The sequence below is a fragment of the Ruegeria sp. CDSC079 genome (genome assembly GCF_059610505.1).
Window position 1 is genome coordinate 332,764 of sequence record NZ_JBXWNT010000003.1, and the last position, 12,207, is coordinate 344,970.

The following is a 12,207-nucleotide window of genomic DNA, read 5'->3' on the forward strand; positions in this document are numbered from 1 at the left end:
AAGAAGAAAACCCTTCCAAATAAATTCTGTACTTTCCTGCAGTGCTGGGGCTTCTCAATGATCTGGACCAAAACATGAAAGGCGACAATCAAAGCTCCAGTGCGACCGCTACTGGCGGTTCAGGCGCCACCCTATACCACAGGTCATGAAGGCATCAGGGATTGAGCGGCAGATCCACAGCCTGCAATTCTCCATCTCGGGCAATTGTCAGCTGCGCAAGTTCCACACCATTTTTGGTCAGTTCCTCAAATACGCGCGCAATGTCGTTTTCACCTTCAACCGCGATTTGCGAAGCGGCTTCGGACACAACAATGTCGCCGACGCGGACAGGCACGACGGATGATGGTGCGCGCAGAACCTTGGTGATCCACTTCCCATTTCCCTGACTGACGGTAATGAACTGAGTGCCATTGGCCAGTTCGACCACATGTCCGATCTGGACGTTTAAGGTCTGTTCGGTAACCGGACTGTCGGCGTCGGTTCTAATCCGCAAGTCCACAGATATTTGACCGCTATCCGATGCGGTCTGACTGGACTGGATCGCACGAATAATTGAGGCGTCATCCACTACCAGATTGCCATTTACCACATAAATGATTGTTCCGGATTTCAGCCATTCCGTTGCCGCTTGATCAAGATCAGAGCGCACAAGTGTGACCATGGAAAAGCTGCCCTCTGGCTGCGCAGTTGTGACAGTCGTGAAAGGCAAATCAACGGCGGGGCCGGTCCAACTGATCCAATTTACGCCGGGCGAAGCCGGGGCAGGAGTTTCAACTTCTGCCACGGGCTCGACAGCGGCAGGCGTGGCCTCGACCGCCGTCGCAACCACAGTTTCTTTGGCCTGTTCGGCGACTACTGGCACATTGGTTTCAGCAACCATCGTTTCACCCTGCCCGGATTCTCCACTCTGACTGAAATAATAGCCGGCGCCTCCGACCAGTCCGATGGCGATAAGCGCGACCAGGGCAATGGGACCCGACCGACCACGCGATGGTTTCTTGTTGACTGAGACCGTATCGTTGAATTCGACAGCAGATTCCAAAACGGGCTTTGCTTCGATCGGCATCTTTTCTTCCATCGCGTCCTGCCATTCCTGCACGGACTTGAATCTGTCTTCGGGCGGGATGCTGAGAGCGCGATCTATCGCCCTAAGGAAAGCGGGGCGATAACCTTCTACAGCGCCTTCTAGTGGATCGTAACAATCCGTTCCGTTCTGGGCCAAGGCAGCAAGACGGGTTTGGCTATCCTGCGGAGCGGACCCTTTGATGACATGGTAAAATGTAGCGGCCAAAGCGTAAAGATCGCTGGATTGATCCTGCTCACCGCCCTGCAGATAGAACTCCTGTGGTGAATACCCTTCTTTGACGACACGCAACATCGACATGGCCCGGTCGGATTTAGCTGCACTTTCGCGCGCGGCACCAAAGTCGATCACCACGGGCTCGCCATCCTTGTCGATTAAGATATTATCCGGGGAGATATCCCGGTGAAGCATGCCCTTACTGTGTATGAATCCAATCGCCTTGAGCGTGGTGCGCAGCAGGTTTTTCACTTCTTCCGGAGGTAGGATGCCGCGCTCTTCGATCGTATCCAGAAGGTCTTTGCCTTCGATGAAATCGATCGCCATATAGGCGGTTTCGTTGTCCCGGAACACCTGGTGCACACCCGCGATGTTCGGATGCACAAGCTTCGACTGATTGCGCGCTTCTGTTTCGAACGACCTGACAAGTGCCTCATAGGAAGACGTATGAGACTGTGAACGGGGACGAACGGCCGTTTGACTCCGTCTGCAGATTGCCTCGGGAAAGCACTCTTTAATCACGACCGTGCGCTCAAGGCTGTCTTTGGCCAAGTAGGTGATGCCAAAACCGCCGCTGTTGAGAAATCGAATAATCGTGTATTGGCCGGCCAATAGCCGGGTGCCCGGAGCGAGTTCGTCCGGGAAATGTTCGTTTGAGTGGACTGGTTGTACCATTGGAAATATTTACCCTACCTTGGTCAGCTGGTTCCGGTGCCGGCCGATTGTTGCTCACAAAATCTGTACAAAAGTGGTGTCAGGAACCTGGGGATGATGCTTTACTCTCCCCATGCGGTTACTTCGGCATCGGGCCCTTCTAGTTCGCTCCAAACTTCGACACGGCGGTTTTTGGCACGGCCAATCGAGTTGGTGTTGCACGCGACCGGGGCCATTTCCCCGTAACCACGCACCTCGACCAAAGTGCCATTTGGTTCGATGGTTTTGTTCAGCTCTTGAAGCACCTTTTTGGCGCGCGCCAACGAAAGCTGTCGGTTCTTGCCAAAGCTGCCGCCGGCATCGGCAAAACCGGCCAAAACAATTTTATAGGGTTCGACATCCCGGATATATTCAGCAATTCGGGCGATATCCCGCTTCGCCTTGTTGTCCAGACTGGACGAGCTGGGCGCAAAACGGAACGTCGTTGAAAGGCGCCTGGTCGCTAATTTTTCCGCAACATAGGACCGTATCTCAGCCGAATTTGCTGAAACCGCCATGGCTTCGATGCTCGCTTTCAGCTGTTCGAACTTTGCGTCCTCTTCCTGTTCAACAACAGACAGGCTTGTGACCCCGGACTTTGAAACCAGCCCGTCAATTTCAGGACTATCCAAAAAGGACACCAAGGCTGTGGTAAAGCTTCCGGAATCGCGACCGTTATAGGCGGTCACCCGATTTTGTAGCCCATATTCTTCGGTTTTCATCGAAAACTGGTTTGGCAGATGGACAATGCCACATTCGCTGAGCAGAGGCACCGCCCTCGCATCGCGGATCGTAGAATACCGCATGACACCAAAGCCATACAGGTCGGATTCGATTGCACGGGAAAGTGCGCGATCAGAATTTACGATTTCGGCGCCGGGGGACAACTCACGCCCAAATGGAGACAGGATCAAACCCTCAATTCGGTGAAACGCCCCAGAGGATTTGGGCAGCGAGTAGACGTTGATATTTTGATCCGGGCCGCCGAGCTGTTTCCAGTTGGTAATTTCACCGGACAATATCTGCGAAATCTGATCAACCGTCAGAGCCTTCGTGCTATTTCCAGGATTGACCGAAGCCGTATAGCCATCAACCGCCAGCACATGCTCTTGCTGCAAAGCTGTAAGATCGCCAAGACCACTCTTCCTGGCCTTTCGGTACATTTCAGCTGAAACCGGCTCCTCGCTGATAATCAAATCGCTCTGACCGGCAATGAGAGACTCGAACAAGTCCTGCCCGGTCGCTTCTTTGACAAGGATATTGTGAACTGGTTCAGCCGAGTCATCGGTGATCAGGATATCAAAGGCCTTTCGTCCTTCGATCGTCGAAACCTTGCCGGCATCTGTGTCAAATCCGTGCTGCTCTCCCAATGGTACACCCTGCAGATCAAAGGTGTCCGAGAACAGTTCCCGTTCGGAGGCAAACCCATCTACGACAAGAGGAAGGAGGATATCCGCCAGACCTCCTGCGCCAGAAACCACCATGTCGGTATCCGAAGGCAAACTTTTCGGGCAGCCTGAACCCTGACAAAGAAATTCAGACGCGTTCAGAGAAAGCACACCAACATTGGAACGGACAATGAATTTCCCTGGCTGGATATCTACCAGCTCACCTGTCACCGACCTGGACCCGTTTTTCGCGGTCAGCGTGACATCCTGCGCGTGCCCCGAAGAAGCAATGACCACAAAGCCTGCTGCAGCTGCGTATTTGGACAAACTCATCATACTCGTCTAAAACCCCGGATAAATTTTAACGCGTGACGCGGAAGCCGCAGCACAATGGCCGCGGCTTCCAATCATGTGATTATTCTTTGATCCACACTTCAACACGGCGGTTGATTGCGCGGCCACGCGGGCTGTCATTGCAGGCCACGGGTTCCAGCTCGCCGTATCCGGATGCCTTCAGAGTTATGCCTTCAAGCTCGCCACCCGTTGCCACTTCGATCAGATGATCCAATGCGGCTTCGGCGCGCTCCTGCGAAATCAGCAGGTTCGAGTCAAAGGGGCCTTTGTTATCTGTAAACCCAACGATAACGACCTCGGTTGGTTTGCTCTCACCCAGGTATTTGATCATCCGTGCCAAATCCCGCTCGGCCTTGTTGTCAAAACGCTTAGAGCCGGGCGCAAAACGGAACGTTGTCGAAAGACGATCATGGGTATTCATGTTTTTCAGAAGGCTCTCGACCAGTTCGGCCTCGTATTCATTTTCACCTTCTTCAAGCTCGGCCGCCAGCCGTTCAGAAGCTCGCTCCTGACTGTCCGCTGTGATCGACAGGTCGATATATCCAGCCTTTGCAACCAGTCCATCCAGCCCGTCAGTGTCCAGAAAATCAACCAATTCACGCGCATAGCCGTCGATATCCGCGCGGTTGTAGACCACAACCCGTTCCTGCAGATAGTATTCTTCGGTCTTGAGGTTAAAGGTGCTCGGGTCCTGAATGATCCCGCAGGTTGTGCGCAGCGGAACAGCGCGCGCCGAGCGCTTGGCCGCATAGTTCACGATACCAAAGCCAGCGACATCTTCCATGATCGCGGTCGTCAATTCGGTTCTGTCATGGACGATACTGGATTCAGTTGTCAGAGATTTGTCCGACTTTTTGAACAGAAGCTTTTCAATGTGGTGATAAGCCTCGGTGTCAGGGTCGAAGGAATACACGTGAATGGGTGCATCGGACCCGCCAACCTCGGACCAGTTTGTAATGTCGCCGGACATGATATCGCGCGCCTGCTTAACGCTCAGATCAGGGATCTGGTTCAAAGGGTTCACGATCATCGCAAATCCGTCCACGGCAATGACGCGTTCCTGATCGAAATCGCGCAGATTTCCACCACCGCCTTCGGATACGATTGAACGATCCGCTTTACCGGCCGGTGTTTCCGAGAAGATGATCGACGCGTCTTTCTTGGCCATCCGCTCGAACAAGCGCGCACCATTCGCCGTATGAATGCCGAACGTGGCAACGTCGTCGCCTTCCAGATCGTTCAGCACCAAGGCAAAGTCATGTTCTTCGCCAAACTTGTGGTCGCCCACATCGACAGTCTCGGTATCAACCGGTTCACCGTTTTCGTCATACAGCTGGGCTTCGGCTTCCAACGCGACCGCGGCATAGCCCTCGGCAATAATCGGAACCAGAACTTCGGCGATTTCGTCCGGTGCGGAAATCTCAAGATCATAGACGTATGTCTGTTCGGTCGGACAGGCTTCGCCCTCACAGGTCACAAGATCCTGGTTGATCACAAACTCGCCAATATCGGTTTCGACCAGATATTTCCCGTCTTTCGACGACAAAAGATTGCCAATAACATCGATATTGCTGTCTTTCCCGACCAGACGCACCTCTTGCGCGAGTGAGCCTGTGGTGATACAACCTGTGATTACAGAGGCGGCGAACAGCCGCTGGAATGTCGAATTTAACATCTTAACTCCTCGAGTTAGCACTCATTTGGTGTTTTTTTGATGCATGTTTTTGTGCATCAAAAGACGCGAATGTGGCTGCACTGCGGTTTGTGGATATGCGTTGCAGAGGTGAATGAGCCAAATCGCGCGATTTACAGTTTCTCGGTGATTGCAATGCCATGGATTGCAAATATCCCCGAACTCAGGCCCAGGCGTTACCCAAGCCCCTGATGGTGATCAGGAATCGAGCTTGATTGCCTCTTCGTACAGAAGCGCGGCCCTTTCGGCTTCGATTTCAAGAACGTCCATCTCGGCGCAGAAATGGGTTACATCTGCGACATTCGGAACATCAACACCGTCCAGCTGTTCGACGACGGGCTGCAACTTGACCCAATGCGTCTGCACTTCGGTCAATGCTTCACGCGCAGCTTTGCTTGGCGGTTTGGCGATTGTTATCGAACTGCTACCACCTTCGATCAGCACATCCACGATCTTGCCAAACTTCTTGGCGTTCTTTTTGAACTTCTCGTGGTGCTCAACAGTGTCTTTGCCTGTGGCAGCCAGAGCGATCTCTTTGCAGATTTTCTGCGTCAGCATTCGTTGGCGACCCGCAAAGTCCAGCGCAATCGCAAGCGCCAGATCAATGTCCACGTCCCCGTAAGCTTCTTCCAGCTTGCGAACAACATGGTGACAGGCCTTTTCCAGAACCTCGTCATTGTCGACAATCATATGAAGATGTTCGTCATCGACAGACCCGGCCGCGATGATTTCTTCAACCGCTGTGCGATAGGGCGCCCAAAGCGTCTCTACCTCTTTCAGAGCATTGTTGACGGATACAAACCTTTCGCGATCAACACCCGAAGACCCTTTGCCTTCGCGGAACCCCAATAGGATGTTGTCGAACTCATCATGAGCATGTTGCAGCTCTGCAAGATCTTTTTCCACCTCTTCACCGAGGCTCAAAAGCACAACGGCTTTGGCGACCTTCTCTGTGAGGAAACTCAGCTTATCCGCGGCCAGTATACGGTGTGCTACCTGACCTGCGGCCATTGCCAGTGCATTTCCCCCCACTGGCAATAATGTCGCAACTGTCGCGACTGATGCGCAGTTAACGAAGACTCGTCGATTCATTCTCATTGCAGTTAACCTTACCCCTGTTCACATTTAACCCACCACATTCGAACGTGACCTCTTCTTTCGGGTGGCAATGTGGAACGCCCAAGATCAAATTGTGTTGATTTCGGGACTTACGCCACGTCACCCAAACCGAGCCAGAACTGGTGATTCATAAGGTAGATGGGCCATTTTGTTCGACGCATACGACAGGTCAAAAACAATCCTAACCAACCGGGATCACACAAATCCTTTGCAGAGTTGCACTACGGTTTTTTGGGTTTGCCCAAGTTAGCAACTGAACATTTTGGTGAATCGAACTGTGACAATTATAAGTTTCGACTTTGCACCCCGTACTGCGCCTTCAGTTGCTGAACCGATCCGCAATACACGTCCAAATCAACCTCTGGGGCAATACCGGACACTCGCTCGTTCGTAGAGTGCTGCCAAAACTCCCATTGCGGAGCATTCGGTGCGGGTCTGGCTGCGTATTCTGCCAGCCAGACCGGGTAGTTCCCGAAACCCGAGGTCAGCTCGGTCTCCCAGGTGTTCAGATTGGCATATACCATCGGAACCGTTCCGAAAGCCCTCTGAACGCTGGTAAGCCATTCCAGCGCGAGGCTTCGATAGGCCGCCCCCTGTGCCGTCGGGACGCCTTCAAGATCGAGTGTAAATGGCAGGTGCAGAAGGCCGGATTTTCCAACCGGGCCTTTCGAAATAACTGCCTGCACTGCATCGACAAAATTCGTGACCTGTGGCTTGGCCGGGTGGCTGATGTGAAGCAGGTGATAGGCGCCGCACAGGATACCCACCTCATTCGCGCCCAGTACATTTGGCTGAAAATACGCATCCTTGATGCTGACGCTTTCGGTCGCCTTTATCAGCGCAAAAGAAACACCCGAGGCTGCGACTTGCGGCCAATTGATATCCCGCTGATGATCACTGACATCTATCCCTTTTGCCTGCGCCTTATCTGGCGCCGCTTTGGGAATATGACCCGATGGTTTGCGAAACGACCTTACAATTTTGCCCAGCCTACATGCCATCAGATCGGCCTTTTCTATCTGTCATAACACCGCATCCAACCGACATTTGATCAGCCAATAGACCGAGATGTTGATTGCGCGGGTCTCGGTCTCGCTGGTCAGGGCCGACCCTTTAACGACGTTGCCCGAATTGGATTGGGGTGTGGGGGCGATAACCGGTTCCGGGCCTAACACTCCGTTTGAAACCGTGCTGTCGCTTTGTTCCAGCACATGTTGGTGTTGCTGGAGCGCAGACAGTTGCAGCGACCCTACCCCGTCATATTTCTGGTTCTTTTTGTCGGTCCGGTACCTCTGGTCCTGATCCTTATCGACTTTCCCGCCGGGGTCGACGCCGCGCAGAAAATAGCCCTGGTAATCAGGCAGTCGAAACTCTCCGTCCTTGCCTTTACCAAACAGATATCCGATGGCGGCAAACAATTCCGGATAAGCGGAAATCAACAGAGGTGAGCCGTCGCAAACCTTCCAGCCATAATGTTGCAGATCAGTGGTCCCGCCCGCCAGCTTTTTGGATTGTCCCAGAAGCTCCCCGGAAAAAGCGATCACCGCGCCAACCGGCATCCCCAATACCCGGCCCGGAGACGGACCCCAGCCTTGTTGCGGCTCAAGCGGTCCGCCAGGAGCATTTGGTCGGGGCGGGGTCGGAAAGCCTGGCGGTCTCATTCTGAATCCGCCTGACCTGGCAGATCACTATCCGCACTCAGCATGCACATATGCGTGGGCACCTGAACCGTCCAGGATTGCGCATTGCCTTCATCGTCTTGTGTATGTTCCGATTTTATCCGGGCCACAATCTCGGCGTCTTCGGGCAAGCAAGGGGCAAGATGGTCTGCATCCGGCCAGATCCGACCGGTGCGCAGGAAATACAGGAAACTGCGCGCGTGCTTTCTGTCGACCGGTGCCAGAATGCGCACACGGTCAGCGCGCAGAAAATCCCGGAACCGCAGGTCGGGTACGGTCTCACGCAGGGCAAGATCCGCGGGGTCGCCTGTCAGATCGCTGACTTCGTCCTCGATATCCATGAATGTGGCGATGTCGGACCACCCGACCGTTTGTTGCAGATAGTGCCGGATACGCGGCTTGGCATAATCCGGGGCCACGGCATCTTTCTCGGACCCGCTGAGGGTCAAGATTTGCTCCTGAGCCGCGGACAGGATTTCCGTCGTCACCGCCTTGTTCAGGAACGCAGGGTTCTGAGCCTCAATCGCAGCCACCTGTTGTTCCAGTTTGCGACGGTATCCCTCTAGCTGCCGCGCATACGCTTCCTTGATCAGCCTATAGGTTTCGAATTGCCAATCGGAATAAGTCTGCGCCGACCGTTGGCACGTCACTTCAAGAGTTGCCGCAAAGAAACCGGTCAATTCGGATTGCAGATGCATTGGTGCAGGATCGGGAACCGGCATATCCGGCGGAGAGTTGGGCTCGGACGATTGTGTGGCTGCGGTTTGCTTGGGGCTGCACAGAATGGTGAACCCAAGCGGATGGCCTTCATCCGCCGGAGAGGTTCCGGTTCCGAACCCTTTATCCAGCTGGGCGCTCAGCACCTGCGCGCCCGAGGCTTGGCTGACAGGCAGGCGCAGTGGCTGCGGTGACTTGTCCGCATGGCCATTTGCACCAGAAGGAGCGGTTTTGCCCCCCGCTTGCTGAGGTTGCAGGGCGACCGACCCCACGATGACATGGGTTTCCGCCGGGGTTCCGACACTCATCACCGAGGCTGTTGCACTGATCGGCTCAAAGCCGCCTGGGATCAACAGGGCGCCTTCTGCCACTGGCGTGTGGCTTTGCACCGTTTGGCTCACCACAAGCTGGGATGGCGGCGCCATGCGGGTCGCCTCCACCCCGAATTCCTGAAAGGCATCAAGGTAAAAAACCTTGCCATCGTCAGTCGAGCCTGCCGTGTCCGTCAGATTCTGAAACCCGGCAATCCCGAACTCAGCTGGCGATTTCGGTGGGCGCAGATCAAGCTGCCAGGACCGGCGGATGTGCCTGACCAGATTCTCGCCTGGGCTGGGGACCATGATCTCAAAAATCAGAACCTCGCCCAGGCTTTTCGTGCGCAGGCGGAAGCTTCTGTTCACCCAGCGATAGATGCCGCGGATATCCGTGCCGTTCCGCCGATTGTCAAAGCGAGTCACATCCGAGTATTCGGTTTCTTCAACTTCGGATACCTCGCGCGTATGGCGCATTTCGCGTGACAGGTTTCGCACCGTTTTCTCGACGATGTCGCGAGCGAATTTCAGGTCGTTTTTCGCAAAGCCTCCGGCTGGCTGCTCTTGCACCCACCAATTCCCGGTAACACTCATCTTATTGCCATCTGTCGGCATTCCGTACTGGGTGTCGTAGGAGTTGACATGCGTGGTCGAGACATGGTCGGCCAACGTCTTTTGCACCTGGTTGATTAGGTCCGAGACCGAGGTATCCTCGTCCCGCCGTGCAATTTTGGTGGTCACATCGGAATGTGCCTCATGGCTTTCGCGGCGCTGCAACCTCCGGTTTCGCGTCTCGCGCATTTCACCGCGCAAGACATTTTCGATACGCTGCACGTCGCCCAATTCATACCCAAGTGGCTGATACCGGATCGAACGGGCAAGCCCGTATGAATAGGCGCGCACCCAGCCGGGCTTTGTCAATTTCAAAGGGATCTGATGATCTGTATCCTTTGCCGCAACCGGCGCAGGCTTTTTCGGCTCGAATATGGAGCCAGGCAAAACCAGCGTCGCATGCATCCAAGCTTTGATCTGTTGCCCGGTGACCGGATCGGTCATCAAACTGGCCTGCCCTCCTTCGGTTGCAGCCAGTGCACGGGTCAGAACGTGATGGGTAGTCAACACCTGAATCAGAACTGCAAGTTCGTCTTTTTGCCAGCCAGCCAGAAGGTTCAGCGCAATAGTGCTTTCCCAGATGCGGGCCAGTTCCTTTTGCGCATCCGGTGCATTTGCCAGAACCTTGAATGCGGCCCATCCGCCCAGACGGGCCTTGATCAGATCTGTGATCTGGGCCAGCGACAATTCCGGCAGCTCTCGCAGAGCCGGCCACAGTTCAGGGTAAGAACTGAATGGCGGGCCAAGCGTTTCATTCGAGGAGATGTACCCTTTGGGTTTGTTCGGTTCAGCCGCAGGCTGAGCCTTGCCGGATTGCCCCGCATCCGATGCCGGATGGGGCGAACTATCCCCACCTGGTGTTTTGTCGGTGTTCGAGCTTGGATCCACGTAAGTAACCGCCAAAGCCTCCTGCCCTGACCTGTCCCGGGATTTTGAAACAAGGCTTTGCAGGAACACGCTGTTCGCCAGGATCTTTTGCGGAACCTCCATGAAACCCGCATCCAGCGCGCCCGGCGCTATCGACGGCCAGTGTTTCATATAGATGAAGGGGAACAGCTCATCCCAGTGCAGGTTGGCCCCTTGGGTGATCGGGCTCAGCCCTTCGGAATCTGGATCATCGCTGAAAGGATCACTGCCATCTCCTGCGTGATTGTCGCTTGGCTGATCTGGGTCATGCCCGTCATGTCCGCCTGAACCGTTTTGCCCGGTGCCAGAGTTCCCACCATCATCGGCCCCACCCCCTGCCCCGGAATCGGGCGATGGAACATGGCTTGGCTTGCCAAATTCAGACATGAAACCCTGAAAGCGCCAGACACGACCGGTCTCGGGTTCTTGCAGAGCCAAAGCCCCAAGGACCTGCTGGGACAACGGCGTACTCAACCCGCTTTGCCAAGTCAGGGTACCGGTCAACCGCTCACCGGTTTCGAACAGCACATTCAGCGGCGTTCTTTCCTTGTACCTCAGAACAGGGCCGCGCACGGCCTTGCCCGGTGTCTTGGTGAAAAAGAACTGGACGGTCACGAATTCCGGGGGATCGGCACCATGCGGATGGGTTTCGAAATTGGCCACCAACTGGTTACGCAGATCCTCGAACGGCGCATCCATCCAAATGAGTTTAGGGTCCTGGCTGGTCATGCCCGTTAAGCGTCTTCCACCGCTAACACGACCTCAAGCTCGCTGATCGCCTGCAGTGAACCCTTGGTCAGCTTGCTGGATTTCAGGCCACTGATTTCCAGACGTTCGATATCCAGTTGCCAGACATCAACACCGGTATGGATATTGTCAAAAGGCGCGTGCGGAAAGAATGCCTCGATCTCGGTGTATTCATACAGGTTGTCCTGAATCACGGCCAACATCGCCGCTCGAGCCTCGGCCAACACCTCAACCATATAGTCGCGAATGCGGTCCAGATCCGCGTCGGACACTTCGGCGAAATAAACCGCAGATCGCGTGCCATCTTCATCGAAACGGGTCACGACTTCGGTCGCCGGGGCGAGCAATATCTCATGCTCGCCCTCGATTGACACTGGCCCCTTGTCTGCCGCTTCTGGTGGAAGGAACTCGATCAGCGCACCGCAACAATCAATCAGAATTTGTTGGCCGGCTTCGGCAATGAAATTATCATCCTCCCAAAGCTCAATCGCGATTTCAGGATCAACCTGAGCGTATGGCAGAGCATAGCGCCCGCCGCCCTGCAGTTTCTGACCTTCGGGGAAAATTTGCCCCCCATTTCCACGCTGGAAAAAGGTCAGGATAGGTCGACGAAACATCAGAAACCGACCAGAGCGGGTATGTACGAGTGCATAAACCTGAAAGGCCATGTGTCTTCTCCTCCGATATG

The 12,207-nt window shown here is 54.7% G+C and carries 8 protein-coding genes; all 8 read right to left on the reverse strand.

Annotated features, from left to right (window positions below; all coding sequences use genetic code 11):
• Positions 1–154: 154 nt before the first annotated feature.
• The 8 genes from AC2FIC_RS07445 to AC2FIC_RS07480 all read right to left on the reverse strand — a co-directional run bounded on the left by AC2FIC_RS07445 (position 155) and on the right by AC2FIC_RS07480 (position 12,187).
• Complete coding sequence (locus AC2FIC_RS07445) at positions 155–1,975, reverse strand: serine/threonine protein kinase (RefSeq protein WP_496870097.1); 1,821 nt, start codon at positions 1,973–1,975, stop codon at positions 155–157.
• A 101-nt stretch (positions 1,976–2,076) separates the two neighbouring features.
• On the reverse strand, positions 2,077–3,714 hold the full coding sequence (locus AC2FIC_RS07450) for an OmpA family protein (protein WP_496691408.1): 1,638 nt from the start codon (positions 3,712–3,714) through the stop codon (positions 2,077–2,079).
• 82 nt (positions 3,715–3,796) lie between these two features.
• Complete coding sequence (locus AC2FIC_RS07455; protein WP_496697221.1) at positions 3,797–5,410, reverse strand: phosphate ABC transporter substrate-binding/OmpA family protein; 1,614 nt, start codon at positions 5,408–5,410, stop codon at positions 3,797–3,799.
• Positions 5,411–5,626: 216 nt separating this feature from the next.
• Positions 5,627–6,460: a type IV pili methyl-accepting chemotaxis transducer N-terminal domain-containing protein gene (locus AC2FIC_RS07460; RefSeq protein WP_496691406.1), complete on the reverse strand. Its 834-nt coding sequence runs from the start codon at positions 6,458–6,460 to the stop codon at positions 5,627–5,629.
• A 371-nt stretch (positions 6,461–6,831) separates the two neighbouring features.
• Positions 6,832–7,548: a glycoside hydrolase family 25 protein gene (locus tag AC2FIC_RS07465; RefSeq protein ID WP_496691405.1), complete on the reverse strand. Its 717-nt coding sequence runs from the start codon at positions 7,546–7,548 to the stop codon at positions 6,832–6,834.
• Between the two features lie 21 nt (positions 7,549–7,569).
• A complete protein-coding gene (locus AC2FIC_RS07470) occupies positions 7,570–8,208 on the reverse strand; it encodes a tail fiber protein (RefSeq protein ID WP_142640300.1) in 639 nt (212 codons plus the stop codon).
• Positions 8,205–11,501: a hypothetical protein gene (locus tag AC2FIC_RS07475; RefSeq protein WP_496691404.1), complete on the reverse strand. Its 3,297-nt coding sequence runs from the start codon at positions 11,499–11,501 to the stop codon at positions 8,205–8,207. Before AC2FIC_RS07475 ends, AC2FIC_RS07470 begins: the two co-directional genes overlap by 4 nt.
• A 5-nt stretch (positions 11,502–11,506) precedes the next feature.
• Positions 11,507–12,187, reverse strand: a complete 681-nt coding sequence (locus tag AC2FIC_RS07480; protein ID WP_496691403.1) for a hypothetical protein — start codon at positions 12,185–12,187, stop codon at positions 11,507–11,509.
• Positions 12,188–12,207: the final 20 nt, after the last annotated feature.